Consider the following 26,144-nt stretch of genomic DNA (forward strand, 5'->3'; position numbering starts at 1 on the left):
GGGGTCGGTCAAGGCAGCGCGCCATCGACATTTGACCGTGCTTCCCAGCAGCGATCAGGTCGCGGCCTGCCTCCACCGACCCCCTCTGTCGCCTTTGGCGACATCTCCCCCTCGAGGGGGGAGATAAGCAGCGCTCAGCCGGAGCTCTTACTTCGCCGGATGATACCAGCTGTCGAGACCGGTCTGCAGCTTCTTGGCGGCAGCTTCGGGCGTATCGGTGCCGTTGATGACGTTGGCCGATTCAACCCAGGTCTCGTTCTCGAGGTTCGGCGTGCCGCGCGACAGGATCTGATAGGTCGAGCGGATCGTCGACTTGCACTTGCCGCGCCAGGAGACGAATTCCTGCGCCAGCGGGTCTTCCATCTTCACCGGCGCGGAGTTCAGGCTGAAGAAGCCCGGCAGCGCGTTGGCGTAGATGGTGGCGAAATCCGGCGAGGCCACCCAGGACAGGAAGGTCTTGGCAGCATCGGCGTTTTTCGAAGCCGCGTTCAGGCCCATGCCGATATCGGTATGGTCGGAGATGTAGCAGGTGTCGCCGGCCTTCTCGACCGGCGGCGGGAAGGCGCCCATCTTGAACTGCGCCTGGGTGTTGAACAAGCCGATTTCCCATGAGCCGGCCGGGTAGATGGCGGCGCGGCCGAGCGTGAACAGGTTCTGGCTGTCCGGATAGGTCTGGGCTTCGAAGCCGTCGCCGAGATAAGGCTTCCACTTGGCCAGTTCCTCAAACGGCGCGACCCAGTCCTTGTCGGTCAGCTTCTGCTCGCCCTTGATCAGCGCGGCGCGGCCTTCCTCGCCCTTCCAGTAATTGGGGCCGATGTTCTGATAGCCCATGGTCGCGGCTTCCCAGAGATCCTTGGTGCCCATGGCCATCGGGATATAGGTGCCGTCGGCCTTGATCTTGTCGAGTGCCGCAAAGAACTCGTCGCGGGTCTGCGGCACCTTGATGCCGAGCTTGTCGAAGGCGTCCTTGTTGTAGATGAAGCCGTGGATGACCGAGGCCATCGGTACGCAGAAGCTCACCTTGCCGTCGTCGGTCTGCCAGGCGGACTTGGCCACCGGCGAGAAGTTCTCCATGCCGGGCAGCGCCGAGAGATCGGCGAGGTTGCCCTTCTTGTACAACTCAAGCGACTTGTCGAACGGGCGGCAGGTGATCAGGTCGCCCGCCGAGCCGGCGGCGAGCTTGGCGCCAAGTGCGGCATCATATTCAGTCGGAGCCGATGGCGCGAACACCACCTTGATGCCAGGGTTCTTGGCTTCGAAAGCCGGGATCAGCTTGTCCTTCCAGATGGCAAGGTCGTCGCCGCGCCAGCTCTCAATGTTGAGCGTTACGTCCTCGGCATAAGCCACCCCGGCGGAGCCGAGAATGCTGGTGCCCAGAAGCAGTGCCGTCAGTAGTTTCGTTGTCATGCTCAGTCTCCCTGTTGACCTTTTTCAGGTTCGGTTTTGATGAGAACGGTGGCTTTTGACCCCTTGCTCCCCTCGATCGCGGAAAGCGCCGGCCGCAATTTGTGGCCGGTTCCTTCCAGTAGTTTCTCAGCCGCATCGGCGCTGGCGGCGCCGGCGGCAAGCAAAATGGCGGTCTTGACGCCGCCGCCGCTCGTTTCGAGCAGCCGCGCCGCCTCGTCCTTGTCGTGCCCGGTAATGGCGGCGACGATGCGCGCCGCGCGGTCGCGCAGCTTGATGTTGTCGGCCATGAGGTTGACCATATAGCCGTCATGGACATGGCCGAGATGAACGGCGGTCAATGTCGACAGCATGTTGAGCGCGATCTTCTGCGCGGTGCCGGCGCCCATGCGTGTCGAACCGGCGATCAGCTCCGGCGGCGTTTCGAGCAGGATGGCGGTTTCGGCCTGGCGCAGCAGAAGCGAATCGCGGTTGTTGGCGATGGCGATGGTGGCGGCGCCCCGGCCGCGCGCTTCCTGGATGGCGCGCACCGCGTAGGGCGTCGTGCCGCTGGCGGAAATGGCGATAAGACAGTCGCCCTTGCCGATACCGGCGCTGGCTACGGCAGCCGCTGCCTCCTCGGTGTCATCCTCGGGTCCGCCGGCCAATGTCCTGAAAGCCTCGTCGCCGCCGGCGATCAGGATGGCGATGCGGTCGCGCCGGATGCCGAACGTGCCGGGCAGTTCCAACGCATCGGCAAGCGCCATCAGGCCCGAACTGCCGGCGGCCGCGTAGGCAAGCTTTCCGCCGTTGTTCAGGCTGCGGGCGATGATCTCGGCCGCTCCGGCGATGGAGGGGATAGCGGCGCGGACGACTTTCGCGGCTTCGACCTGCGCGTCGGCCAACGAAGCAAGGATGGTTTCCGGGGCCTGGATATCCAGTCCCTCGGCATTTCTGTGAAGCGCTTCGGTGCGCGTTTCGGCCATCCCGGTTCCTCCGATATCGGAACAATACCAAAAAAATACCACTTGTCCACACGCATTAAGGAATTCTCGAGCTGGAAACCGTCGAACTGGCAAAATGTGCAAAGTTTCCAATGAAATGCGGCTTAGTTCTCTTGAAACGGAAATTAACCCTTGGCTATTGGTATTTTATTGGTATTATCCGCCCGGAGGAGAAATCGCTTGAATTTCGTGCTCGGTATCGATGGCGGCGGCACCAGCTGCAGGGCCGCCCTGGCAACAGTGGACGGCACTGTCGTCGGCCGCGCCAAAAGCGGCGCGGCCAATATCCGCACCGACCTCACCGGCGCCCGGTCGAACATCGTCGAGGCTGCACGGCAGGCGTTCCTCGCCGCCGGGCAGGACCCGGACCTGGTCCCGCAAACCCCTGCCATTCTCGGCCTCGCCGGCGCCAATGTCGGCACCTACAGGCAACAGCTCGAAGCGATCCTGCCGTTCAGCATCAGCCGCGTCGAGACCGACGCCGAGATCGCCCTCGAAGGGGCGGTCGGCGCAGGCGACGGCGCCATGGCGATCCTCGGCACTGGCACTGCTTATATGGCGCGCAGAAACGGCAAGTCGCGCGCCATCGGCGGCTGGGGTTTTCAGGTCGGCGACCAAGGCAGTGGCGCCCGCATCGGCCGCGACCTGCTCGAACAGACGCTGCTCGCCTATGACGGCGTCCGCAAGGGTTCGCCGCTGACGCAGAGCATGCTCGCGGTTTTCCGCAACAATCCCGAGGACGTGGTCGAATTCACCACCAATGCCAAACCCGGCGATTTCGGCGGTTTCGCGCCCAAGGTGTTCGAGCATGCCGAAAAGGGCGACAGCGTCGCCAACTGGATCCTCGACCGTGCAATCGCCGACGTCGAAGCCGCGCTCGGCGCGCTGGACCTAGCGGACGACGCGCCGCTCTGTCTGCTCGGCGGGCTGGCGCCGCTTTATGCCCCGCGCCTGTCCCAGCGCCACCGGGCGCTGCTGAAGCCGCCGCTCGACGACGCGCTGGGCGGCGCCGTGCAGATGGCGGTCCGCCTTTTCGCGGGACCAGCGGAGGCGGCGCGATGAGCGATGCCGCCGACCAGATCTTCGCCACGCTGAAGCAGTCGTCGCAAAGCGGCGCGCCGCTCTATCTGCAGTTGCGCAAGAGCATCGAGGACGCGGTCAATCGTGGCCTGATCGGCCCGGGCGACGCACTGCCCTCCGAGCGTGACATCGCCACCAAGGCCGACATTTCGCGCGTCACCGTTCGCAAGGCGGTGCAGGATTTGGTCAAGGGCGGCATTCTTGTGCAGCGCCACGGCTCCGGCACGTTCGTGGCGCCACGCATGGAGCGCGTCGAGCAGTCGCTGTCGCGGCTGACCTCCTTCACCGAGGACATGGCGCGGCGCGGCATGGCCGTGCGTTCTGCCTGGCTCGACCGCGGCCTTTACGCGCCCTCGCCCGACGAAATGATGGTGCTCGGCCTGTCATCGAGCGAACTGGTGGCGCGGGTGGCGCGCCTGCGCATCGCCAACGACACGCCGCTGGCGATCGAGCGCGCCTCGCTATCGGCCAGCGTGCTGCCCGACCCGGCTGCCATAGGCTCCTCGCTCTATGCGGCGCTGGAATCGAACGGCAATCGGCCGGTGCGGGCTGTCCAGCGCATCTCCGCCGCCAATCTCGGCGACGACGATGCGCGCCTGCTTGAAGTCCCGCCAGGTATTGCCGGCCTGCACATCGAACGTATTTCCTATCTGGCGAGCGGCAAGGTGATCGAATTCACCCGCTCCATCTACAGGGGCGACGCCTATGATTTCGTCGCCGAATTGCGGCTGACAGCGCCGAGCGAAGAGGGCCGACCATGAGCACAGTGCCGACCATGTCGTCAGAGGCGACCGTGTCTACTGAGATGACCCATATGCGGCGCGAGATCGAGGAGATCCCGCAGGCTGTCGCCCGCCTGCTCGACGGCTCCGGCGTTGTGCTCTCCGAGGCCGGGCGCGGCATTCGCGAACGCGACCCGCAATTTGTGGTCACCGTGGCGCGCGGCTCGTCCGACCATGCCGCTACCTTCATGAAATATGCCGTCGAGCTGACCGCTGGCCTGGCTGTCGCTTCGGTCGGTCCGTCGATCGCTTCGATCTATGGCCGGAAGCTGAAGCTCGGCGGCTCGGCCTGCCTGGCGATCTCGCAATCGGGCAAGAGCCCCGACATCGTCGCCATGGCCGAGACCGCGCGGGCCGGTGGTGCGCTGACCATCGCCATCACTAACACCGCCGATTCGCCGCTGGCGCGCGCCTCGGACTATGCGATCGATATGCTGGCCGGGCCGGAGCGCAGCGTGGCGGCAACCAAGACCTTCATCAATTCCGCCGTAACCGGGCTCGCCCTGATGGCGCACGCCACCGGCGACGATGCGCTGCTCGCGGCGCTCGCCGGCTTGCCCGAGCATTTCGGCAAGGCGATCGCCTGCGACTGGATGGGCGTGCTGGCAGAGACGATCGAGAAGCAGAAATCGCTGTTCATCCTCGGCCGCGGCCCGTCCGCAGCGATGGCCAACGAGGCGGCGCTGAAATTCAAGGAAACCTGCGGCATACATGCCGAGGCATACAGTGCGGCCGAGGTCATGCATGGCCCGCTGGCGCTGATCGGCCCCGATTTTCCGGTGCTGGCGCTGGCCGCGCGCGACGCGTCCGAACCGTCGATCACCGAGGCCGCCGACAGCCTGGCGGCCAAGGGTGCGCCGGTGTTCGTGACCTCCGCACTTGCCAATCGCGCCGTACGCCTGCCGCATGTCGCCACGGGGCACCCGCTGACGGATCCGCTGACGCTGATCGTCTCCTTCTACATGTTCGTCGAGGCCTTTGCCCGCCATCGCGGCCTCGATCCGGACACGCCGCGCAATCTCCGCAAGGTGACGGAGACCGTATGAGCACCCGCTTTGCCCTGACTGGCGCCCGCATCTTCGATGGCGACGACTGGCATGAAGGCGCGGCACTTGTCGTGCGCGACGGCCTCGTCGAAGCCATCTTGCCCACAGGCGCCCTTGCTTCCGATATTCGCGTCGTCGATACTGGCGGCGGCATGCTGGCGCCGGGATTCCTCGACCTCCAGGTCAATGGCGGCGGCGGCGTCATGCTCAACGACCACCCCGACGTCGCCTCGATCGAAACCATCTGCCGCGCGCATGCGCCGTTCGGCACGACGGCGCTGCTGCCGACGCTGATCACCGACACGCCCGCCATCACCGCCGCCGCTGTCGCTGCCGGCGAAGCAGCGGCGCTGCGGAAGGTGCCGGGCTTCCTCGGCCTGCATCTCGAGGGCCCACATCTGTCGATCGCCCGCAAGGGCGCGCATGATCCGGCACTGATCCGGCCAATGACGGATGGCGACCAGGCTGTGCTTATGGCGACGCGGCAAAGGCTGCCGGTGCTGCTCACCACCATCGCACCGGAATCCGTCGAACCGGTGCGCGTCGCCGCACTCGCCAGGGCCGGAATCGTCGTCAGCCTTGGCCATTCCAACACCGGCTACGCCACGGCCGGCACCTTTGCCGAGGCCGGTGCATCGATGGTCACCCATTTGTTCAACGCGATGAGCCAGATCGGCAACCGGGAACCCGGGCTGGCGGGCGCGGCCATCGACATCGGCACATTTTCCGCCGGGCTCATCGCCGACGGCATCCATGTGGATCCCGCCACCATCAAGATCGCCCTGCGCGCCAAGCAGGGACCGGGCAAGATCGTGCTGGTCAGCGACGCCATGGCGACGATCGGCACCGACATGACTTCGTTCACGCTGAACGGCCGTACCATCTATCGCAAGGACGGCAGCCTTCGGCTTGCCGACGGCACGTTGGCGGGGGCGGATCTCGACATGATCTCGGCTGTTCGATACGTGCACCGGATTGTCGGACTGGATCTGTCGGAGGCATTGCGCATGGCCTCGCTCTATCCGGCGCAAGCGATCGGCCAGTCGCACCGGCTTGGACGCTTCGCCAACGGCACGGCGGCGGACATCGTTGCGCTGTCGGATAATCTCGACATCAAAAGCGTCTGGATCGGCGGCGACAAGGTCTTTGCGACCGGCTCCGAAAACGCTCGGTGAAGACCGGTCATGAATGACATCGATTGCGTCATCGCTGGCGCAGGTGTCGTCGGGCTCGCCATCGCCAGGGCGCTCGCCCAGTCGGGTCGCGCAGTGGTGGTGGTCGAGCAGGCCGGCTCGGAAGGCACCGGCACCAGCTCGCGCAATTCGGAAGTCATCCACGCCGGCATCTACTATGCGCCGGGAAGCCTGAAGGCCCGGCTCTGTGTCGAAGGACGCCAACGGCTTTATGCCTATTGCCGTGAGCACGGCGTCGCTCACGCGCGCACCGGCAAGCTGATCGTTGCGGTTGAGCCCGGCCAGTTGGATGGATTGCGGGCGATCCAGGACAACGCACGAAGTTGCGGGGTTGGCGACCTCGAACTGTTATCCCGTGGTGAGGCCGAGAGCCTCGAACCCGCGCTGCAATGCGCCGGCGCGTTGCTTTCACCATCGACCGGCATCGTCGACAGCCATGCGCTGATGCTGTCGTTGCGCGGCGATGCCGAAGCCGCTGGTGCATCCTTCGCCTTCCTCACCACTGTTGCCGGAGCTGCTGTTGAACCCGATGGGATCCGGATCGACACACAGGATGCCGATGGCGAGACCTATGCGTTGCAGGCCGGCGCCTTCATCAACGCCGCTGGCCTCTATGCGCAGGCCGTGGCTCGCCGGATCGAGGGGTTCCCGCAAGACCTCGTTCCACCGCTGTGGCTGGCGCGCGGCAACTATTTTGCGCTCTCGGGCCGGTCGCCCTTCTCGCGGCTGATTTATCCAGTGCCGGTCCATGGCGGGCTCGGCGTGCATCTGACCCTGGATCTTGCCGGCAGCGCGCGCTTCGGTCCGGATGTCGAATGGGTCGAAAGCGTGGACTACACCGTCGACCCAGGCCGCAGCGCCACCTTCTACGCGGCGATCCGACGCGACTGGCCCGATCTTGGCGACGGTGCCCTGCTTCCGGCCTATGCCGGCATCCGGCCAAAATTGTCCGGCCCCGGCCAGCCGGCGGCCGATTTCTCGATCCAGGGTCCAGCCGACCATGGTGCCGGCCGGATCGTCAACCTATTCGGCATCGAGAGCCCTGGGCTGACAGCGAGCCTAGCGATCGCCGATCATGTCGTCGAGCTGATATACCCTGGCTGAGCCAGGATTTGGCTGATGCCGGAGCGCCGCGTTCGCTAGAACTGTTCACCGTCTCACGAACGCCGAAACCGCTCTAACTCTTTGTTTTTACGCAGTACCGGGAAAACCGTTTCATATCTTTCCTGAATTGCTTCCCTAACCGGCCGTGTAGAGATCTTTATAGGCCTCGCGCAAAAGATTCTTCTGCACCTTCCCCATCGTGTTGCGCGGCAGTTCGTCGACGAAGATCACCTGCTTCGGATGCTTGTATTTTGCCACACGCCCGGCGATGGCGCCGAGGATCTCGGCAGCCGTTATCCGCGATGCCGGCGCGCGCACGACGACAGCCGTGACGCCTTCGCCGAAATCGGGATGGGCGACACCGATGACGGCGCTTTCCGAAACTCCGTCAAGCGCGTCGATCTCACTTTCGACTTCCTTCGGATAGATGTTGTAGCCGCCGGAAATGATCAGGTCCTTGCCGCGCCCGACGACGTGGATATAGCCGTCGCCGTCGACCATACCGAGATCGCCTGATATGAAGAAGCCGTCGGCGCGGAATTCCGCCTTGGTCTTCTCCGGCATGCGCCAATAACCAGCGAAAACATTCGGACCTTTCACTTCGATCATGCCGACCTCGCCCTCGGCAAGCGGTCGGCCCGTGTCTGGATCGGCGATACGCAACGCGACACCAGGCAAGGGGAAGCCGACCGTTCCGGCGCGCCGTTCACCGTCATAAGGGTTCGAGGTGTTCATGTTGGTCTCGGTCATGCCGTAGCGTTCCAGGATCGCGTGGCCGGTGCGCTCGCGCCAGGCCTTGTGCGTTTCGGCCAGCAGCGGCGCCGAGCCGGAAACGAACAGACGTATGGTTTTTGCCGCCTCGGCGTCGAGACCCTCCTGCTGCAACAGGCGCACATAGAAGGTTGGCACACCCATCAGGGCAGTGGCGCGCGGCAACAGCGAGACTATGCGGCCTGCGTCGAATTTCCGCTCGAACAGCATGGAAGCGCCTGCCATCAGGACGACGTTGGTGGCGACGAACAGGCCGTGGGTGTGGAAAATCGGCAGCGCGTGGATCAGCACGTCATCACTGGTGAAGCGCCAGTGATCGACCAGAACCCGCGCATTCGAGGCGAGATTCTCGTGGGTGAGCATGGCGCCTTTCGAACGGCCGGTCGTCCCCGACGTGTAGAGGATTGCCGCGAGATCATCCGGCCCGCGTGCCACATCAAGAAAACCCGCCGGCAGCCGCGAGGCGTGATCGGTCAGCGACCCCTCGCCGTCGCTGCCGAGCGTCACGGTGGCGGCGCCCGTCTTTTGCGCCAGCGCGGCGATGTCGGCTGCCCTTGCCGGATCGCAGACGACCAGCCGCGGTCCGGCGTCGCCGAAGAAGTACTCCAGTTCGGTCAGTGTGTAGGCGGTGTTGAGCGGCAGGAAGACGGCGCCGGCGCGCAGACAAGCGAGATAGAGCAGGACGGCCTCGGGGCTCTTCTCGACCTGCACGGCAACCCGGTCACCCGGTTCGACACCCAGCTGCAGAAGCGCGTGCGCCATCTGCGCCGATCGCGCCAGCATATCGCCATAGGTGAGCGAGCGGCCGTCATCGGTTTCCATCAACAGGCGGCCTGCCGCCGGCATCCGGGACCGGAAGGCGTCGAACAGATGGTTGCTCATGAAAGTCTTCCCGCAGTGACGGCGGCGAAGAGTTCGCGGTTCCTGACGATGTCGTCAAGACTGCAAACCGCGGTTAGACCTTATAGCAGAGACCATTTGCCGAAGTCGGCGGCGCCAATGCTCGGGATCGAGCGAATTCGAAGCCTGAAAAGCGATTGCCTTGCGGACGGTCCACGCCCAACTGCTATCGCCGCGCGCGTTCGGCCGGGGCGACAGCCTTTGAGTCTTCGTCCTGCCTTAAGCGCTCCAAGCACATGGCCGCGGTCAGCTGGTAATGCTCGATCAGCGCCTCCACGGCACCGTCGGCATTGCCGTCCAACGCACATTCGGCGATCAGCCGGTGTTCGCCGAAATCGTCGCGCGGGATGCCTTCGCCGTCATTGGCCATTTGCCGGTAGCGGTAGGCATGGTCGGAAAGCTGATCGCAAAATCCCTCCAGCCATTGCGACCGGCAGGCTGAAATCAAAACCCTATGGAATATGCGGTGCAACTTCTCCCAGTCCGGATTGAGCGATGACTGGTTCTGCGGCGAAAGACGTGAAGCCCGCCCCAGGCGATGCAACGCCAGCACCAGTTGTTCTTCCCATGCGGCGGTGCGGTGAGCAATCGATTCGCGCAGCGCCCGTTCCTCGAGCCAGCAGCGAGTGCGCGTCAGCTCTTCGAGCTCCGTCGCGCTAACCGGCATGATGAAAAAGCCACGCTGGTCGTGGCGGCCGAGAAGTCCCTCCGAGGCAAGGCGATTGAGGGCTTCCCGGACCGGAGAGGCACCGGCGCCATATTTGGAAACAACCCACTCGACCCGCAGCTTGCTTTCCGTTTCAAGAGCACCGCCGAGAAGATCGCCACGCAGTTGATGATAGACCGTGCTGGCAAGCGTGCTCTTGGAGTCCGTGCCGTCGCCGTTCAGATTGGCAGCTCCGTATGTCAAAGCGACTCCTTGTCCCCCATTCTCGTCTTGGGCAATTCGAGTCCGAAACAGAAGACCACGCCACTATACTTTAGCACAAAGAAATATACCAGCCCCTCCGACCGGTGCCACAAATCCGCGCGGCTGCAACCAGCGGAAACTTAGCATGTTTTGTATGCACGCAGGAACCACCCGCGTTTTGTGTGCTGCGCATGTATCTTCTCTATCGCGCGCCAAAATTACGACCAGCACAACCGAATCGGGCCCCGTTTCCAAGCTCGATGCTCTCGGTGGATCGAGCCTTAGCCGGCCTATTGGAACTGAAGCGGGATGACCGCGGCGCGTCAAAGCGTTTTCGTGGAAAACGGTGAACCGCTCCAACTTTTGTTTCCACGCAATTCCGGACGGAAAGCCGTTACAGACTTTTCTTGGAATTGCCCTAGCCAGTGGCCTTGTCGGCCGCCGTCCTGATCGCCTCGATGTTTGCCCGGTAGGCTTCGACGCTGCCGCCCTTGAAGATGGCGGCGCCGGCCACCAGCACATCGGCCCCGGCGGCGGTGACCAGCGGCGCGGTTTCCGCCGACACGCCACCGTCGATCTCGATGCGGATCGGCCGGTCGCCGATCAGCGCCTTGACCCGTCTCACCTTGTCGACGATCTCCGGAATGAAGGCTTGGCCGCCGAAACCCGGATTGACGGTCATGATCAGGATCAGGTCGAGGCGGTCGAGCACGTATTCGACGGCGCTTTCGGGCGTCGCCGGATTGAGCGACACACCGGCCTTCTTGCCGAGATTCCTGATCGTCTGCAGCGAGCGGTCGAGGTGCGGCCCGGCCTCGGCATGCACCGTCATACCGTCACAGCCGGCCTCGGCGAAGGCGGCCAGATAGGGATCGGCAGGCGCGATCATCAGATGGCAGTCGAAGAAGGCCTTCGTACGGTTGCGGATCGCCTTGATCACCGGCGGGCCGAAGGTGATGTTGGGCACGAAATGCCCGTCCATCACATCGAGATGGATCCAGTCGGCACCGGCCGCCAGCACCGCCTCGACCTCGTCGCCGAGCCGGGAAAAGTCGGACGCAAGCACCGATGGTGCGATCAAGGTCTTTTTGCTCATCCTGCGGCCTTTCCGAGCGCCTGTCATCCCGCCACTCTCAATCGACTGCCTAATGGGCAGCAGGAGACTTGTCGAGTGCGCAGGTACCTTGATCGGTCGACGCCCCGGCGGGGCTTGCCCGTGTTGCGCCGGCCCGGCCGCCCCGGACCCCAGCAAAAACCCGCCGGATTGCTCCGGCGGGTTTCTGGTTGGCGTCACATGGACGGTTACGGCTTGAAGGTCTGGATGTTTCTGGCCGGATCATCCTGCTGTTGCTGCTCGATCTGGGGTTTGCTCCTAGGCATAAGCTGCTGCAGAATGTTCGGGTTCAGCAAGTTCGGGTTGAACTCCAACGATGGCCGGCGGATCGGCCTGCAGTTGGGGTAGCGCCCGATCGTGCCTTCCGGGCAGCGCCGCTTGATGATCGGCTGGCATTGGCCATTGACCATCTGCGAGCCCGGTGCGCACTCCACCTGCTGCCTGCGGCATGCGCCGTCGATCACCTGCGTTCCACGCGGACAGACACACTCGCCGCGCTTGTTATGGACCTGGCCGCGTATGTCGCACTGTTCCAGTTCCGGCTTCTTCTGCCGGCAGGCGCCGTCCCGGATCTCCGTACCCCTCGGGCAGACGCAATTGTCGTCGGCGCCGTGGACCTGGCCGCGGATGGTGCACTGCTCCTGCTTCGGCCGGATCGGTCGGCAGGCATTGGCCCTGACTTCCGTACCTTTCGGGCAGACGCAGCCTCCGTCGGCGGTGTGGACCTGGCCCCGGATTGTGCACTGCTCGGGGTTGTCGGTCCTGACACATTTTCCGTTCTCAAGCCCGGTTCCACGTGGGCAGACGCAACGTCCATCCCCGGTCCGGATCTGGCCTTCGAGCAGCACGCAACGCTTCGGCTTGGGCTCGACGATGACGCCGCCGCCCGTGCACTGGCCGTTGCGGAAGGTGGTGCCTTCCGGGCAGACGCACCTGCCGGCACCGTTCATGACAAGACCTGCCGAGCATTGCTTCTTCACCTCATGCGTGATGGTGAAGGGGTGGCAGGCATAGGCCTTGCTGCGATCGCCCTGCCCGTTGGCCGCGTCGTGCGGCAGCACATCGCCGCCGCCTTGCACCCGCGTGTCGGGAGACAGGACGCCAACGCAGTTCTGGCCGCTGACATCGCCTTGCAGATTGGCCAGACGGCCGTCTTCGGGAATGACCACGGTGACATGATGCGTATGGCTTTCCCCGGCGCCGAGCGTCAGGTTGGCGATGCAGGACAGTGGCAAGGTAGCCGGCTCGGGCGAGCAGCCGAATGGCGGGTCGATCGAGGTAACGGCAACACTATCCAGCCGGCCCAGCCCTTCCACGCCGATCGCATCACCGATACGGACCGGGCCGGAGAAGGGGCTCGTCCCGTCATTGGTTATGGTGATGTCGAACGAACAGGGCTGGCCGAGCCGGCATTCGCGATCGCCGGTCTTTTCCACGCGGATGGTCGAAGGGGCCCCGCCCTTGGCGCAGGCCTGGCCGATCGGATAGACGACGTCGTCTCCGGGTGCTGGCCCATAGGAGCCGCGCGCGCAGTTCTCGAACTCGCCATTGGCCCGGACCGTCACGTCGAAGTGGCGGCTGGTTCCAGGTGTCATGGCGGCACCGGGTATCTGGCAGGACAGCGCGTTGGCCGGGACCGGTCCGCACGCCCATTCCGCGCCGTCTGATGTGACGGTCTGGATCTGGACGGGTGCGCCGCCGGCCACCAGCGAGGCGGCGTCGTTGACCCGCACCGGACCGGTAGGGGCAGCCGTGCCGGCGTTGATCACCGTGATGCGGCAGGAGACCAGCGCGGCCCCTGCAAGCGAGCCGCTGCACAGCTTGGTGATGCGCAAGGCCGGCTTGCCGCCATTGGGATGGCGAATGCGTTCCTTGGCACAGGCTTTGTTGTTGGTGAGGTCGTCTTCACCAGGGATGGCCTTCACCTCGGCGCAGTTTTCCACCGTGTCCAACCGATAGCCGGCCGGCATGACCGCCTTGACTACGATCGACGTCGAGGCGCCAGGAGGCAGCGATATCCCAGCGTTGTCGCAGCGGAACCGGCCGGGACCGTTCGGTCCGCATGTCCATGGCGGGCTCGGCCCGAAGGTCGAGGTGGCCGGCGCGCCGCCGGGATAGGTGTCGATCACCGTCAGCGGCCCGTTATAGGTCCCGGTGCCGTTGTTGATGACGTCTATCACGAAACTGCAAACGCCGTCGGCCGTGCAGATCTCGGCGCGGGCGTGCTTCTTGAGGATCAGATCGACCTTCTTGTCGACCGGCGGCCGGCAGTCCGGGTTGCGGTCGCCGCGCCGGCAGACCGGGATCGAGGCGCAGCCGCGGTCGTTGGACTGGCTGCCGAACAGCGGCTTGCCGCTGGCCGCGTAGTCATAGGCGGCGCAATTGCGCAACACGCTGCCTTGCCAGCCGCCTGCCGGCTTGAAGCCGAGCTTGAGGTCGACAAAGGCCCCCGGATTGAGCGTTGTCACCGGATAGGTGCATGTCATCGGGGTGGTGCCAGGCACGCAGGCCCAAGGCGGATTGGGCCCTGAACTCAGCGTCGAGCCGGCCGGCAGCGTCACCTCGTCGAGCACGATCTTGCCGTGATAGGCACCGGTGCCGACATTGGTGACCCTGATGGTGAAATCGCAGCCGCCGGCCATCGTGCAGCGCGCGACATCGGCGCGTTTTTCGACCTTGAGGTCCGGCTCCTTATCCTTGGGCGGGCACCTCTGGTCGCGCGGGATGACGATGTCGATGGTCTGCGTGCAGCACAGGCCCCAGCCCTCCTTCGGCCCGGCATAGGTGTCGATGCCGGTGACGACGAGGTGGATGACGTCGCCGGGCGATGCGCCGGCGATCTTCCAGTTGAGCACGCCGCCGCCCGCCGGCACCTTCTGGGTGTCGGGGATGATGATGATGCCGGGCGTGGTGGTCGAAAGCTGCACCCATTTGCCGCCCATCTCGGGGCCGACCGGCATGTGGTAGATGAAGGCGCCGCCGCCGGGCACGCAATCGACCGTGCCGCGTTCCACCTTGAAGCATTCCTTGCCGGGAGGAGGCGGTGGCGGGTTGCACTTGGTCAAATCGATGCGGATCGAGGTCTTCTCGCCGGTGAGGATGTTGCCGTCATCCGGCTTGCCCGGATCCTGCGATGGGATAATGATCCCGGTGCCGGGTCCGGCGGTCACCTTGATCAGACCCTGGTTGTCGACGATCGTCGGCGAGGGAAACGCCGCATGATCGATCTTGGCCGTGATCCTGAAGGTGATGTCCCGCTCGTTCGGCGCACCGACGCCGTCGAGATCGGAAGCGGAAATCCGGAAGTCGGAAACTTCAGCTGTATCGTTGGGGTTCGCCGAACTGCTGATCGTGGCGCCCGGTAGAGGACCGCCGGACGAATTCGTGCCGTCGCCGGACACATTCACGTTGACGATCTCAAGGCCGTGCGGAAGCTGGTCCTTGAAGTCGATCTTGACCTTGTTCAGTCTGCCCGCGAGGTCGGCAAAGCCTTGCGGATCGCCGCGCAAGCCGAAGCTCAGCGAATAAACGACATAATCGCAGCCGCGCTGGCCGCCCGTCTTGATAAAGAAGGGCACCACGCGCCCGGGCTCCGGATTGATGACGCGCGGATTGTCGAATTGCAATGGCTGCACATCCGGGCTGGTGGCCTGGATGTTCTGGGCGGCGATTGCCGGCAGTGCGGGCGCGAGAGCGACCGCGATACCGGCCGCCATCAGCCAGCGCGCGCCGCGCCTGGCGTATGACAGGGGTTTCATGATCGTCTCCACGACGGTTTCTTGCGAGCGAGCTGCGAGCGAGGATTGGGCAAGGATGTTCATCTTTGCCTCCTCAACGTTCGCAGCTGACGGCTGGGGTTCTGAGCGGCAAGGTCATCTTGCAGCAAGGGTAATAGCCACCCTTGTCCTTGTCGGACTTCCTGTAGAAGCAGAGCCCGACATCGACCCGATCGCCCGGATAGTGGCCAGTGATGCCGATCGTGTAGGGTTGGCCGGGCGCATGCGTCAGGGGTGAGGTCACCCCGACGCCTGGCGTCCTGGACTTTGTCTCGATCGAGGGCTGGGCCTTGAGCGAATCGCCGCCGAAGCCGGCATGGTCATGGAGATAGAGATCGGCCTCGAGGCCGTGCGGCGTGCAGAAATACCGCACGTCCTCTACGTCGAGGCACGGGGGCAGATTGCCGGGCGGTGGAAAGTCCGGCGGGTAGAAGGGTGGCAAATAGCTGCCCGGGATTTCTTCATAATAGCCGGCGCGACCCTCGCAGGGGCGCCAGACGGCGACATCGCCGACATGGCCTTCCACTTCGGGGTCCTCGAAATAGCCGTCGAAGTCGACAAACCAGGAACCGAAGGGCGGCACATTGGCCGGCTTTACCAGTTCCTTGGGCGTGATCTGGACGCCGTGCACCGCCAGCGGCCCGCCGGCGGCGAGCTGTTCGGCAAGCATCGGGTTGTCGCGCAGCTTGTCGCCTGACTTGACCAGCGTCTGGGTACAAACCGAGGTGTCGAGATTGCCGTCCGCGTCATAGCCATATTGCAGGTCGAGACCGCCGGCCGACTGCCTGAAACCCTGCGGGAAGCCGACGGCATATTCCTGCGGCACTTCCACCCAGACCGATTCCGTCGCCGGATCGTCCGGGCTCTCGCGCCAGTAGCGGATGACCTCGCCCTTGCCGGAATCGGCGAACTGGCTGTAGTCGTAGCGGTTCTCGACCGGGCCGCGCTGGGCCAGGTACATGAAGCCGCTATTGTCGAAGGCGATATCGGTGACGGCGTAGTCCTTGTCGGCCTTGACCGTCAGTTCCCAGCGCGGGTCGCCGGCAAAGCTGCCGTCGCGGGCAATGCCCACCGACCAGATTTCCGCCTTTTCGCCGACCGAATAGTAGAGCCTGCCGCCGTGATAGGAGACGGCCCAGACGCGGCGCTCGTCCTGCGTGTAACCCCAGCCGTCGGGGTCCTCGCTATCGAAGGCCGCGCCCTGGATGTCCATCACCGCGCCATCGTCGGCGACCGGAGCCAGCCCATGCGTCGGGCGTCCGACAACACCATGGTCGAAGCCGTCGATCAGCGTGCCGTTGGCGTCGATGCGCTGGATGAGTCCGGTGTCGAGGTCCGAGGCGAAGAACTGGCGGTGGATGGGATCGAAGCCGAGATTGCCGAGGCCGAGACCGCTATTGGTGTCGAGGTCGGCGAATTTGGAGACCTGGCCGGTGATGCCATCGATCTTCCAGATGGTGCCCGGTCCGCCGCCGTTTTCGGTGCCGAACTGACCCTCCATGAAGGTGGCGCCGGCCACGCCCCGGCGCTGCCGCTCCGGCCTGCCGTCGTCGTCGGCATCCGGCGTGACGATACGGATACCGTGCAGCGAGGTCGCGCCGGCATAGAGGTTGGGAATGCCCGACGGGACGCCGTCGCGCACGCCGTCATCATAGGTGACGCCAAACACCTGGCCGATCTGTCCGGCCGTCACCTCGAAGGGCGGCGGCGTGAAGACGAGCTGACCCGACGCCGGGCCGCCAAGATGCGAAACGTCGAACACGCGCAAGGTGGCGCGCGTGGTGTCGATGAAGGTTTCGTCGACCGGATCGACGCCGGGCGGCAGGCCCTGGTCGAAATCGGGAATGATGGTGCCGGAAAATCCGGTCACCGCCATCGAGCCGGGATAGATGATCTGGGTTTCCTGCGCCAGGGCAGCGCCGCCAAGCCACAGGCTGGTGGCGAGTGCCAGTGCCAGCAGACCGCCTGCACGCGCGGTGCGGCACAGGCCGACGTCAAGAGAAGACACGGACGTGCCGCGGACGCGAGACATCAAGCTACCCCCGTTAGCCCCGGGAGAAACATCCGGCGTCGCCGCGCAAATCAGAGCAAGGCGCGGTGATCCGGCACGTTCTTCCCTGATCGAATTGTCTGCTTTCCTCGCAGTCACGATACGCTTGCTCTTACCTACGGTCAACGGAATCAGCGGAAAGCCCAGCGCATCGACCCCGTCCCGAAGGCGGTGGCCGCGCCGAGCTTCTGCTGTTCCCGGAGACCGCGGAGTCTCAGGGTTGCTGGTCATGGGGGCTTCCTTTCCGGGCCGCACCATGCGGCACCTGGACGTCAGTCGCAGGCTGAGGTGGAAAGGTTCATGGAAGCCTTGCGCAGAATGCTTGCGCGCGATGCTGCCTGTTCTTATATACGCGCCAAGCCGTTCGGTGCCGGGATGCCGGTTGCCGGAACGGGATTTCTTGTGAACAGGGGCTTTCGTCGGAACGCCTTACCGGGTCCTGAGAGCCTGCTTAGCGGAGAGACTAGAAAAATGGCAAAAGTAATCGGTATCGATCTCGGCACCACCAACTCCTGCATCGCCATCATGGATGGCAAGGAGCCCAAGGTGATCGAGAATGCGGAAGGCGCGCGCACGACGCCTTCCATCGTCGCCATCAGCGGCGACAGCGAACGTCTCGTCGGCCAGCCGGCCAAGCGCCAGGCGGTCACAAATCCAGAAAATACCATCTTCGCGGTCAAGCGGCTGATCGGCCGCCGCTATGACGATCCGGTGACGGAGAAGGACAAGAAGCTTGTCCCCTACAAGATCGTCAAGGGCGACAATGGCGATGCCTGGGTCGAAGCCGGCGGCAAGAAGCAGTCGCCCAGCCAGATCTCGGCGATGATCCTGCAGAAGATGAAGGAAACGGCGGAAGCCTATCTCGGCGAGAAGGTCGAGAAGGCGGTCATCACCGTTCCGGCCTATTTCAACGACGCCCAGCGCCAGGCCACCAAGGACGCCGGCAAGATCGCCGGCCTCGAAGTGCTGCGCATCATCAACGAGCCGACCGCGGCCGCACTTGCCTACGGCCTCGACAAGAAGGAAGGCAAGACCATTGCAGTCTATGACCTTGGCGGCGGCACGTTCGACATTTCGGTGCTCGAGATCGGCGACGGCGTGTTCGAGGTGAAGTCGACCAATGGCGATACCTTCCTCGGCGGCGAGGATTTCGACATGCGCCTGGTCGAGTATCTGGCGGCCGAGTTCAAGAAGGAACAGGGCATCGACCTGAAGAACGACAAGCTCGCCCTGCAGCGCCTCAAGGAGGCGGCTGAAAAGGCCAAGATCGAGCTGTCGTCCACGACGCAGACCGAAATCAACCTGCCCTTCATCACCGCCGACGCGACCGGGCCGAAGCACCTGACGCTGAAGCTGACGCGCGCCAAGTTCGAAAGCCTGGTCGAAGACCTCGTCCAGCGCACCATCGATCCCTGCAAGGCGGCGCTCAAGGATGCCGGCCTGAAGGCCGGCGAGATCGACGAAGTGGTGCTGGTCGGCGGCATGACCCGCATGCCCAAGATCCAGGAAATCGTGAAGCAGTTCTTCGGCAAGGAGCCGCACAAGGGCGTCAACCCGGATGAGGTCGTCGCACTCGGCGCCGCCATCCAGGCCGGTGTGCTGCAGGGCGACGTCAAGGACGTGCTGCTGCTCGACGTGACCCCGCTGTCGCTCGGCATCGAGACCCTGGGCGGCGTGTTTACGCGACTGATCGAGCGCAACACGACGATTCCGACCAAGAAGAGCCAGGTGTTCTCGACGGCGGAGGATTCGCAGTCGGCCGTGACCATCCGGGTCTTCCAGGGTGAGCGCGAAATGGCCGCCGACAACAAGGCGCTCGGCCAGTTCGACCTGGTCGGCATTCCGCCGGCCCCGCGGGGCGTGCCGCAGATCGAGGTCACATTCGACATCGACGCCAACGGCATCGTCAACGTTTCGGCCAAGGACAAGGGCACCGGCAAGGAGCATCAGATCCGCATCCAGGCATCGGGTGGTCTTTCGGACGCCGACATCGAGAAGATGGTCAAGGACGCCGAAGCCAATGCCGAGACCGACAAGAAGCGGCGCGCGGTGGTCGAGGCCCGCAACCAGGCCGAGGCGCTGGTGCATTCTTCCGAGAAGTCGCTGAAGGAATATGGCGACAAGGTCTCGGAAGCCGACCGCACCGCAATCGCCGATGCGATCGCGGCACTGAAGACCGCGGCCGAAGGCGACGACGCGGCCGATATCGAAGCCAAGTCGCAGGCGCTTGCCGAAGTTTCGATGAAGCTCGGCCAGGCCATGTACGAGGCCTCGCAGAAAGAAGCCGCGGAAGCCGACGCCAAGGCGGATGCCGCCAAGGACAGCGACGTGGTCGATGCCGATTTCGAGGAAATCGACGAGGACGACGACAAGAAGAAATCGGCCTGAGCCGTTTGACGGCAGGATAATGCGGAAAGCCCGGCATCAGGCCGGGCTTTTTTGCAACCCCTTGCAGAAAAAGCGCGGGTCTTCCCGAAAAAACACGCACAAACCCGCGTCGCCACTGGCATCGCGGCTTCATCGCACCTAAATCGAAACGGCAATGCCGGCAAACGACGCAACAATGCTTGAAGACATTGAGCATCCGGACAGCGGGAAAAAATGAAAGCTGATTTCTACGAGACGCTGGGCGTGCAAAAGGGCGCCGACGAGAAGGAGCTCAAGAGCGCTTTCCGCAAGCTCGCCATGCAGTTCCACCCCGACCGCAATCCCGGCGATCATTCCTGCGAACACAAGTTCAAGGAAATCAACGAAGCCTACGAAACGTTGAAGGACCCGCAGAAGCGCGCGGCTTACGACCGTTTCGGCCATGCGGCATTCGAACAGGGTGGCATGAATGGCGGCGCACAAGGCTTTGGCGCCGGCGGTTTCGCCGACATCTTCGAGGACATTTTCGGCGACATGATGGGCGGGCGCCAGCGCCGCTCTTCCGGCGGCCGAGAGCGCGGCGCCGACCTGCGCTACAATATGGAAATCTCGCTGGAGGAAGCGTTTGCCGGCAAGACCGCGCAGATCCGCGTGCCGGCCTCGATCTCCTGCTCGGAATGCTCAGGCACCGGCGCCAAGCCGGGCACCCAGCCCGTCACCTGCTCGATGTGCAACGGCCATGGCAAGGTGCGCGCCACGCAAGGTTTCTTCTCCATCGAGCGCACCTGCCCGCAATGCCAGGGCCGCGGCCAGACGATCAAGGATCCGTGCCCGAAATGCGCCGGTCAGGGCCGCGTCACCGAGGAACGCTCGCTGTCGGTCAACATCCCGGCCGGCATCGAGGACGGCACCCGCATCCGTCTTGCCAATGAGGGCGAAGCCGGACTGCGGGGCGGTCCCTCGGGCGATCTCTATATTTTCCTGGCGGTCAAGCCGCACGAGTTTTTCCAGCGCGACGGCGCCGATCTCTACTGCAAGGTGCCGATCTCGATGACGACGGCCGCTCTTGGCGGCTCGTTCGAGGTGACGACGCTGGATGGCACCCAGACCAAGGTGAAGGTGCCGGAAGGCACCCAGAACGGGCGCCAGTTCCGTCTCAAGGGCAAGGGCATGCCGGTGCTGCGTCAGCCCAACATCGGCGACCTCTACATCCAGACCGCGGTCGAGACTCCGCAGAACCTTTCGCGCCGCCAGCGCGAACTGCTGGAGGAGTTCGAGCAGCTCTCTTCGCAGGACAATTCACCCCAATCGAGTGGCTTTTTCGCCCGCATGAAGGATTTCTTCGAATCTTTCGGCGAGCGTTGACAACAAGACGCTAGTGCATGGCGCGTGAACCCGTGAAACGCGCCGCTCCGAGGTACGACGCAATCTATCTTATCCACGACATGCTTGCTGCCGTGCCTTGCCTTGCGGCAACCAGGTGTTAAGTAACTTGCGGGGAGTGCTGAGGAGAGCTTGCATGACACGGGGTCCCGGACTGCGGAAGGCGCTCGCCGAAAAGTTCGACGACGAGCTCAAATTCTTCAAAGGCTGGATCGACAAGCCGAAGACGGTCGGTTCGATCGTGCCGACCAGTTCGATCACCGCCCGCAAGATGGCCTCGATCGTCGACCCGAAGTCCGGCCTGCCGGTGCTTGAGGTCGGTCCCGGCACCGGCGTCATCACCCGCGCCATCCTCGCCCAGGGCGTACGGCCCGAAAACCTCTATGCGGTCGAATATTCCACGGATTTCGTGCGCCATCTGCGCGGCCTCTATCCCGGCGTCAACGTCATCGAGGGCGATGCCTTCAATCTCAACGCCACGCTTGGCGAAAAGAGCGGGATGATCTTCGATTCCGTCGTCTCCGGCGTGCCGCTGCTCAACTTCCCGGTCGCCCAGCGCATCGCTTATATCGAAAGCCTGCTCGACCGCATTCCGGCCGGCCGGCCGATCGTGCAGCTGACCTACGGCCCAATGTCGCCGATCCCGCCCGGTCGCGGCGACTACAGCGTCGAGCATTTCCATTTCGTCATCCGCAACATCCCGCCGACGCAGTTGTGGATTTATCGCCGCGGAGCACATTAGTTCCTCGCCGCAGACGTTTTGACGGGCGTCGTGCGCTGACGGACCGCATGCCTTGGCGGCCAGGGAAACCGCCCCTCGCTTCCTGCGCTTTTTCGGGACTGTGCGTTGATTTGCTCGAACCTTGGCTGTACCTGTCCGGGAACAAGGGTGGCCAATGGCAGTGATCCCGAAAATCCTCGTCTTCGCCGGCTCGGTGCGCAATGGCGCCTTTAGCGGCAGGACCGCTGATGTGGCACAGAAGGAGATCGCGATTCAGGGCGCCGAGGCGACCCGCATCTCGCTTGGCGACTATCCGCTGCCGATCCTCGACGAGGACGTCGAAAAGGACACGGGCGTACCCGAAAACGCCCATAAGCTTGCCCGGCTGATTGCCGCCCATGACGGGCTGCTGATCGCCACGCCGGAATATAACGGCTCCATTCCGCCGCTGCTCAAGAACACGATCGACTGGGTGAGCCGCGTGCGCAGGGATGGCGGCCGGCCTGTCAGGCCGCTCGCCGGCAAGGTGGCCGGCCTCTGCTCATCCTCCAGCGGGCACTTTGCCGGCATTCGCTGCATCAACCATCTGCGCGCCGTGCTGGTGCGTTGCCAGATGGAGGTGGTGACGCCGGAGTGCTCGGTGCCCGAAGGCGGCAACGCCTTCGACGGGGACGGCAATTTCCGTGACGAAAGACTGCAAAAATCGATGGAGCACCTATGCCGCACGCTGATCGAAACCTCGCGCATGCTGTCCACCCGGATCGAGGTGTGACCGGCGGAACGATGCAGGCCCAATCCATGCAGGAGAGATTGATCGTCGGCCTCGACGTGCCGACCGTGAGGGAGGCCGAGCAGGCGGTGCGCGAACTCGACGGCGTCGTCTCCTTCTACAAGATCGGCTACCAGCTGGCCTTCGCCGGCGGGCTCGATTTCGCCCGCGAACTGGCCAGCGGCGGGACGAAGATCTTCCTCGACATGAAGCTGCTGGACATCGACCACACGGTGGCCAAGGGCGTCGAGAACATCGTCAAGATGGGCATGACCATGCTGACCATCCACGCCTACCCCAAGGCGATGCTGGCGGCGGTGGAAGCGGCCCGGGGCAGCGATCTTTGCCTGCTCGCCGTCAGCGTGCTGACCTCGATGGACGAACAGGACGTGATCGACGCGGGCTATGAATACGACCCGCACACGCTGGTGCTGAGGCGCTCCGAACAGGCGCTGCATGCCGGCATGGGCGGCATCGTCTGCTCGGCGGTGGAGGCAGAAGCAGTGCGCCGGATCGTCGGGCCTGACTTGGCGGTGGTGACACCGGGCATACGGCCCACGGGCAGCGACCATGGCGACCAGAAGCGCGTGGTGACACCGGGCCAGGCGATCCGAAACGGCTCCAGCCACCTCGTCGTCGGCCGGCCGATCGTCGCTGCGGCAAACAAGCGCGAAGCGGCCGAGGCGATCCTCGACGAAATGCGCTCGGCCTGATTTCCCAGGAACAAACTCGGAGAGAAAACATGCCCAAGGGATATTGGATCGCCCGCGTCGATGTGCGCGACCCGGAAGGCTACAAAGACTATGTCGCCGCCGCCAAACCCGCCTTCGAGCGCTTCGGCGCGAAATTCCTAGCCCGTGGCGGCGCGCACGAAAAGGCCGAGGGGCCTGGCCGCGCACGCAACGTCATCATCGAGTTCGAATCGCTAGCGGCAGCCCATGACTGCTACCACTCGCCGGAGTACCAGCGCGCGGCCGCCATCCGCCAGAAGGTCGCCGACGGCGAGATCGTGCTGGTCGAAGGCGCCTGAGCCGGCATGGCGCTTCAGACGAAGTCCTGAAGGTTCGCGTCCCGTATCTTGGCTCCGCCAAGCAGAGCCCCGATCAGCTGGTGCTTGAGGGCCAGGCACTGCGAGCGGGCAAGCTTCACGATGCCGGGAATGTCGTTCTTCTCGCAGGCCTCCAGCAGCTGCTTCTGTTGTTCGACGATCATCGGCATGAAGTCTCGCGACTTGAAGCCGAGATGGAGAGCCCGCTCCGACTGATCGAGAATCTGGCTGAGGAGCTGCGCCAGCCGCAGGTTTCCGGAGAGTTCGGCGATCGCCAGGCGAAAGGCCCGATCGGCGGCAAGGAATGCGACAGGGCTGCGCAGCGTTTCGGGTTTCAGCACCTTTCTTGCCGCCAGCCTGATCTCATCCAGCTCGCGCTCGGTAATACCTGCAGCGGCTGCCCTGAACACTTCGGGTTCGATCAGGCTGCGGACGTCGAAGATCTCATTGACGTCGCGCAAGGTCAGCGTCGTGATGACATAGCCGCGGCGCGGCTCGCTACGGACCAACCCTTCCTGCATGAGGCGGGCGAGCGCCGAGCGGATCGTCGCCTTCTTGATTCCGTAACGGGCCTCGATCTGTTTCTCGGTCAGCCCTTCGCCAGGCGAGAGGACGCAGGCGACGATATCGCTCTTCAATTGTTCGTAAGCCTGCTCGCTGCGCAGCACGTCCGCCGTCGACAGCGCCGTTGTCCCGGACGCGGGCGATCTGGATGGCGTCGCTTTCGTGGATTTCATGGCTCTCTCGCTTCGGCCGGCGCCAGCTTGGGTCACCTGGTTGACGTCCGCATCGGCATTGGCTAGCGTTAATCATCCTAGATATCGCGGCTGAGCATCTCAGATAGGAACCGTGGCATGCCTCTATCAACCGACTCCCCTCTCTACCCCGCCATCAACGATATCGTCAACGCGGCGGCGGGTCCCGATCCCTTCGGCCGGGTCAAGGTAGTGCTCGGGGACTATACGGACCGCTTCCATGCGCTCGGCAGGCTCGTTCACGAGGAGGAAGAGGACGAACTGCTGCTGCACGCCAGTCCGAACCTGACCATCTACCACATCACGCTGTCGCCCGGCGTGCAGTATCCGCCGCACAATCACTTGATGGATGCGTTGATCGGCATCTACAGCGGCGGCGAGACCAATTTCATCTACCCGCTCGCCGAGGACCAGATCGAGGCGCCGGAACGGCAGGACTTCACCGCACCCGCGCTGGTGCATATGTCTTCCAGCACCATTCACTCGGTTGCGAATACCGGCAGTGCCCGCTCTGGAGCCCTGCATGTTTATCTGGGTGACCTGCCAGCCACCAGCCGCCAGTTGTGGAGCCTGGCCGACAACCGGCCGGAGCCTTTCGACAACGACCGCTACATGGCCGGCGCGCGACCCATCCGGCAGTCGACCGACGGATAACCCCGTCCGAGCAATCGGCAAGAAGGAACCGGTTGGCGGTTGACATGCAGGCATTTACCTGCGTATTGTCACCTCACGATGAACGAGTGAGGCCGATGGACGCTGACAAGGTCTTCAAGGCGCTGGGCGACCCGACACGCAGAAGGCTGCTGGACCTTCTCTGCGAGAAGAATGGACAGACGCTCGGCCAGCTTTGCGAAAATCTGGACATGGCCAGGCAATCCGCCACCCAGCACCTCGACCTGCTGGAGGCGGCCAATCTGGTGAGCACGGTCAAGCGTGGCCGTGAAAAACTGCACTTCATCAATCCAGTGCCGCTGCACGAAGTCTACGAGCGGTGGGTGCGAAAATTCGAACGGCAGCGGCTCAGTCTGCTGCACGACCTGAAACAAGAACTCGAAGGAGAGGACCAATGACCAAAGAGACGACAAGCTTTGTCTACGTGACCTATATTCGCTCGACGCCGCAGAAGGTGTTCGAGGCCATCATCAAGCCCGATGTCGCAAGGCGCTATTGGGGCCACGAGAACGTCTCCGACTGGAAGGCGGGATCGAAATGGGAACATATCCGCGCCAACGACGAGCGCACCGTCGAACTCGTCGGCGAGGTCGTCGAGATTTCGCCGCCGACCCGCCTCGTCATCACCTGGGCGAACGCCTCGCAGGCCGACGACCCGTCGAAATACAGCCGGGTCACGTTCGGCATCGAGGAATACGACACCATGGTGCGGCTGACCGTCACCCATGACGAACTCGAAGCCGGCAGCGGCATGGCGAAAGGCATCAGCCAAGGCTGGCCGGCCGTGCTGTCCAGCATGAAATCCTTCCTCGAAACCGGCAGCGGCATCGACATCTTCGCCAAGCCGAAATCGGCCTGACTTCAGCGGAGAACGACAATGACCAGGCGTTATAGCGGCGGATGCGCATGCGGTGCGATCCGCTATGAAACAAGCAGCGAACCCATCTTCGAGAACCACTGCCAATGCCGGGAATGCCAGAAGCGAAGCGGCACGGGCCACGGCTCCTATCTGACCTTCCCGCAGCGGGCCGATGTGGCAATCACGGGCGAGGCAACCACCTGGCGGGTGGCAGGCGACAGCGGTAACGAAAAGATCCACGCCTTCTGTCCGACCTGTGGAACGCCGGTCTACCTGACGCAAGTCGCAATGCCCGAACTGATAGCGGTCCACGCGACCAGCCTCGACGACCCTGGCCAGTTCAATCCGCAGGTGGTCACATACGCCATCCGCGGCCATGCCTGGGACATGATCGATCCATCATTAAAGACCTTCGACCGCATGCCACACGGATAGCTTCACCGGAACGTCGAAGCAT

Annotated in this window: 23 protein-coding genes; 15 read left to right on the top strand and 8 right to left on the bottom strand. The window is 63.9% G+C overall.

The features are described 5' to 3' along the window. Nucleotides 1-147: 147 nt before the first annotated feature. The gene (locus tag NKI49_RS10485; RefSeq protein ID WP_352603347.1) at nucleotides 148-1,407 is read right to left on the bottom strand and encodes an ABC transporter substrate-binding protein; all 1,260 of its coding nucleotides are present in this window, start codon (nucleotides 1,405-1,407) and stop codon (nucleotides 148-150) included. A 2-nt stretch (nucleotides 1,408-1,409) separates the two neighbouring features. Next, a complete protein-coding gene (locus NKI49_RS10490; protein ID WP_352603346.1) occupies nucleotides 1,410-2,369 on the bottom strand; it encodes an N-acetylmuramic acid 6-phosphate etherase in 960 nt (319 codons plus the stop codon). Nucleotides 2,370-2,567: 198 nt separating this feature from the next. On the opposite strand from NKI49_RS10490, the gene NKI49_RS10495 reads away from it, so the two are divergent. The 5 genes from NKI49_RS10495 to NKI49_RS10515 are packed head-to-tail and all read left to right on the top strand — an operon-like array spanning nucleotide 2,568 to nucleotide 7,592. Next, a complete protein-coding gene (locus NKI49_RS10495; protein WP_352603344.1) occupies nucleotides 2,568-3,449 on the top strand; it encodes a glucosamine kinase nucleotide-binding domain-containing protein in 882 nt (293 codons plus the stop codon). Further along, a complete protein-coding gene (locus NKI49_RS10500) occupies nucleotides 3,446-4,228 on the top strand; it encodes a GntR family transcriptional regulator (protein ID WP_352603342.1) in 783 nt (260 codons plus the stop codon). The genes NKI49_RS10495 and NKI49_RS10500 overlap by 4 nt, the downstream gene beginning before the upstream one ends. 53 nt (nucleotides 4,229-4,281) lie before the next feature. Beyond that, a complete protein-coding gene (locus tag NKI49_RS10505) occupies nucleotides 4,282-5,295 on the top strand; it encodes an SIS domain-containing protein (protein WP_352603497.1) in 1,014 nt (337 codons plus the stop codon). Continuing rightward, nucleotides 5,292-6,470 (top strand): N-acetylglucosamine-6-phosphate deacetylase, encoded by a 1,179-nt coding sequence (nagA, locus tag NKI49_RS10510; protein ID WP_352603340.1) that lies wholly within the window; start codon nucleotides 5,292-5,294, stop codon nucleotides 6,468-6,470. The genes NKI49_RS10505 and nagA overlap by 4 nt, the downstream gene beginning before the upstream one ends. Before the next feature lie 9 nt (nucleotides 6,471-6,479). After that, nucleotides 6,480-7,592, top strand: coding sequence for an NAD(P)/FAD-dependent oxidoreductase (locus NKI49_RS10515; RefSeq protein ID WP_352603338.1), 1,113 nt, complete (start codon nucleotides 6,480-6,482; stop codon nucleotides 7,590-7,592). Between the two features lie 135 nt (nucleotides 7,593-7,727). Here NKI49_RS10515 and NKI49_RS10520 read toward each other — a convergent pair whose 3' ends face one another. The 5 genes from NKI49_RS10520 to NKI49_RS10540 all read right to left on the bottom strand — a co-directional run bounded on the left by NKI49_RS10520 (nucleotide 7,728) and on the right by NKI49_RS10540 (nucleotide 17,371). Then, nucleotides 7,728-9,245: a malonate--CoA ligase gene (locus tag NKI49_RS10520; RefSeq protein WP_352603336.1), complete on the bottom strand. Its 1,518-nt coding sequence runs from the start codon at nucleotides 9,243-9,245 to the stop codon at nucleotides 7,728-7,730. 184 nt (nucleotides 9,246-9,429) lie between these two features. After that, nucleotides 9,430-10,173 (bottom strand): GntR family transcriptional regulator, encoded by a 744-nt coding sequence (locus NKI49_RS10525; protein ID WP_352603335.1) that lies wholly within the window; start codon nucleotides 10,171-10,173, stop codon nucleotides 9,430-9,432. A 418-nt stretch (nucleotides 10,174-10,591) separates the two neighbouring features. Continuing rightward, a complete protein-coding gene (gene rpe, locus NKI49_RS10530; RefSeq protein ID WP_352603333.1) occupies nucleotides 10,592-11,269 on the bottom strand; it encodes a ribulose-phosphate 3-epimerase in 678 nt (225 codons plus the stop codon). Between the two features lie 206 nt (nucleotides 11,270-11,475). Further along, nucleotides 11,476-15,108 carry a DUF7929 domain-containing protein gene (locus tag NKI49_RS10535; RefSeq protein ID WP_352603331.1) on the bottom strand — a complete coding sequence of 1,211 codons (3,633 nt, stop codon included), beginning with the start codon at nucleotides 15,106-15,108 and terminating at the stop codon, nucleotides 11,476-11,478. A 10-nt stretch (nucleotides 15,109-15,118) separates the two neighbouring features. Then, nucleotides 15,119-17,371, bottom strand: a complete 2,253-nt coding sequence (locus NKI49_RS10540; protein ID WP_352603329.1) for a hypothetical protein — start codon at nucleotides 17,369-17,371, stop codon at nucleotides 15,119-15,121. A 213-nt stretch (nucleotides 17,372-17,584) separates the two neighbouring features. Between NKI49_RS10540 and dnaK the strand changes: the two genes are divergently transcribed. The 6 genes from dnaK to NKI49_RS10570 all read left to right on the top strand — a co-directional run bounded on the left by dnaK (nucleotide 17,585) and on the right by NKI49_RS10570 (nucleotide 23,383). Further along, nucleotides 17,585-19,501 carry a molecular chaperone DnaK gene (gene dnaK, locus NKI49_RS10545; RefSeq protein WP_352603327.1) on the top strand — a complete coding sequence of 639 codons (1,917 nt, stop codon included), beginning with the start codon at nucleotides 17,585-17,587 and terminating at the stop codon, nucleotides 19,499-19,501. Between the two features lie 213 nt (nucleotides 19,502-19,714). Then, nucleotides 19,715-20,845: a molecular chaperone DnaJ gene (gene dnaJ, locus NKI49_RS10550; RefSeq protein WP_027027784.1), complete on the top strand. Its 1,131-nt coding sequence runs from the start codon at nucleotides 19,715-19,717 to the stop codon at nucleotides 20,843-20,845. A gap of 154 nt (nucleotides 20,846-20,999) precedes the next feature. Next, on the top strand, nucleotides 21,000-21,605 hold the full coding sequence (gene pmtA / locus NKI49_RS10555; RefSeq protein WP_352603325.1) for a phospholipid N-methyltransferase PmtA: 606 nt from the start codon (nucleotides 21,000-21,002) through the stop codon (nucleotides 21,603-21,605). Between the two features lie 154 nt (nucleotides 21,606-21,759). After that, nucleotides 21,760-22,356, top strand: a complete 597-nt coding sequence (locus tag NKI49_RS10560) for an NADPH-dependent FMN reductase (RefSeq protein WP_352603323.1) — start codon at nucleotides 21,760-21,762, stop codon at nucleotides 22,354-22,356. 11 nt (nucleotides 22,357-22,367) lie between these two features. Then, a complete protein-coding gene (pyrF, locus tag NKI49_RS10565) occupies nucleotides 22,368-23,066 on the top strand; it encodes an orotidine-5'-phosphate decarboxylase (RefSeq protein WP_502899534.1) in 699 nt (232 codons plus the stop codon). Between the two features lie 29 nt (nucleotides 23,067-23,095). Beyond that, nucleotides 23,096-23,383, top strand: a complete 288-nt coding sequence (locus NKI49_RS10570) for a DUF1330 domain-containing protein (protein WP_352603319.1) — start codon at nucleotides 23,096-23,098, stop codon at nucleotides 23,381-23,383. 14 nt (nucleotides 23,384-23,397) lie between these two features. On the opposite strand, the gene NKI49_RS10575 is transcribed toward NKI49_RS10570, so the two are convergent. Next, nucleotides 23,398-24,138, bottom strand: a complete 741-nt coding sequence (locus tag NKI49_RS10575; RefSeq protein WP_352603317.1) for a GntR family transcriptional regulator — start codon at nucleotides 24,136-24,138, stop codon at nucleotides 23,398-23,400. A gap of 117 nt (nucleotides 24,139-24,255) precedes the next feature. On the opposite strand from NKI49_RS10575, the gene NKI49_RS10580 reads away from it, so the two are divergent. The 4 genes from NKI49_RS10580 (at nucleotide 24,256) to NKI49_RS10595 (ending at nucleotide 26,122) form a co-directional block, all read left to right on the top strand. Continuing rightward, nucleotides 24,256-24,810 carry an autotransporter gene (locus NKI49_RS10580; protein ID WP_352603315.1) on the top strand — a complete coding sequence of 185 codons (555 nt, stop codon included), beginning with the start codon at nucleotides 24,256-24,258 and terminating at the stop codon, nucleotides 24,808-24,810. Between the two features lie 95 nt (nucleotides 24,811-24,905). Further along, nucleotides 24,906-25,226, top strand: coding sequence for an ArsR/SmtB family transcription factor (locus tag NKI49_RS10585; RefSeq protein ID WP_352603313.1), 321 nt, complete (start codon nucleotides 24,906-24,908; stop codon nucleotides 25,224-25,226). Continuing rightward, nucleotides 25,223-25,687, top strand: coding sequence for an SRPBCC family protein (locus NKI49_RS10590; RefSeq protein WP_352603311.1), 465 nt, complete (start codon nucleotides 25,223-25,225; stop codon nucleotides 25,685-25,687). Before NKI49_RS10585 ends, NKI49_RS10590 begins: the two co-directional genes overlap by 4 nt. Before the next feature lie 18 nt (nucleotides 25,688-25,705). Next, nucleotides 25,706-26,122 carry a GFA family protein gene (locus NKI49_RS10595; protein WP_352603309.1) on the top strand — a complete coding sequence of 139 codons (417 nt, stop codon included), beginning with the start codon at nucleotides 25,706-25,708 and terminating at the stop codon, nucleotides 26,120-26,122. Nucleotides 26,123-26,144: the final 22 nt, after the last annotated feature.

Origin of the sequence: Mesorhizobium sp. M0587, assembly GCF_040320945.1 — a bacterium.
GTDB lineage: Bacteria > Pseudomonadota > Alphaproteobacteria > Rhizobiales > Rhizobiaceae > Mesorhizobium.

Excerpts from the sequence above, each read along its gene's own strand:
- NKI49_RS10500 (WP_352603342.1), top strand. The coding sequence starts at position 3,446 with ATGAGCGATGCCGCCGACCAGATCTTCGCCACGCTGAAGCAGTCGTCG.
- nagA (WP_352603340.1), top strand. The coding sequence starts at position 5,292 with ATGAGCACCCGCTTTGCCCTGACTGGCGCCCGCATCTTCGATGGCGAC.
- dnaJ (WP_027027784.1), top strand. The coding sequence starts at position 19,715 with ATGAAAGCTGATTTCTACGAGACGCTGGGCGTGCAAAAGGGCGCCGAC.
- NKI49_RS10585 (WP_352603313.1), top strand. The coding sequence starts at position 24,906 with ATGGACGCTGACAAGGTCTTCAAGGCGCTGGGCGACCCGACACGCAGA.
- NKI49_RS10490 (WP_352603346.1), bottom strand. The coding sequence starts at position 2,369 with ATGGCCGAAACGCGCACCGAAGCGCTTCACAGAAATGCCGAGGGACTG.
- NKI49_RS10570 (WP_352603319.1), top strand. The coding sequence starts at position 23,096 with ATGCCCAAGGGATATTGGATCGCCCGCGTCGATGTGCGCGACCCGGAA.
- rpe (WP_352603333.1), bottom strand. The coding sequence starts at position 11,269 with ATGAGCAAAAAGACCTTGATCGCACCATCGGTGCTTGCGTCCGACTTT.
- pmtA (WP_352603325.1), top strand. The coding sequence starts at position 21,000 with ATGACACGGGGTCCCGGACTGCGGAAGGCGCTCGCCGAAAAGTTCGAC.
- NKI49_RS10520 (WP_352603336.1), bottom strand. The coding sequence starts at position 9,245 with ATGAGCAACCATCTGTTCGACGCCTTCCGGTCCCGGATGCCGGCGGCA.
- NKI49_RS10485 (WP_352603347.1), bottom strand. The coding sequence starts at position 1,407 with ATGACAACGAAACTACTGACGGCACTGCTTCTGGGCACCAGCATTCTC.
- NKI49_RS10515 (WP_352603338.1), top strand. The coding sequence starts at position 6,480 with ATGAATGACATCGATTGCGTCATCGCTGGCGCAGGTGTCGTCGGGCTC.
- NKI49_RS10580 (WP_352603315.1), top strand. The coding sequence starts at position 24,256 with ATGCCTCTATCAACCGACTCCCCTCTCTACCCCGCCATCAACGATATC.
- NKI49_RS10560 (WP_352603323.1), top strand. The coding sequence starts at position 21,760 with ATGGCAGTGATCCCGAAAATCCTCGTCTTCGCCGGCTCGGTGCGCAAT.
- NKI49_RS10575 (WP_352603317.1), bottom strand. The coding sequence starts at position 24,138 with ATGAAATCCACGAAAGCGACGCCATCCAGATCGCCCGCGTCCGGGACA.
- NKI49_RS10595 (WP_352603309.1), top strand. The coding sequence starts at position 25,706 with ATGACCAGGCGTTATAGCGGCGGATGCGCATGCGGTGCGATCCGCTAT.
- NKI49_RS10590 (WP_352603311.1), top strand. The coding sequence starts at position 25,223 with ATGACCAAAGAGACGACAAGCTTTGTCTACGTGACCTATATTCGCTCG.
- NKI49_RS10535 (WP_352603331.1), bottom strand. The coding sequence starts at position 15,108 with ATGAACATCCTTGCCCAATCCTCGCTCGCAGCTCGCTCGCAAGAAACC.
- NKI49_RS10540 (WP_352603329.1), bottom strand. The coding sequence starts at position 17,371 with ATGGTGCGGCCCGGAAAGGAAGCCCCCATGACCAGCAACCCTGAGACT.
- NKI49_RS10505 (WP_352603497.1), top strand. The coding sequence starts at position 4,282 with ATGCGGCGCGAGATCGAGGAGATCCCGCAGGCTGTCGCCCGCCTGCTC.
- dnaK (WP_352603327.1), top strand. The coding sequence starts at position 17,585 with ATGGCAAAAGTAATCGGTATCGATCTCGGCACCACCAACTCCTGCATC.
- pyrF (WP_502899534.1), top strand. The coding sequence starts at position 22,368 with ATGCAGGCCCAATCCATGCAGGAGAGATTGATCGTCGGCCTCGACGTG.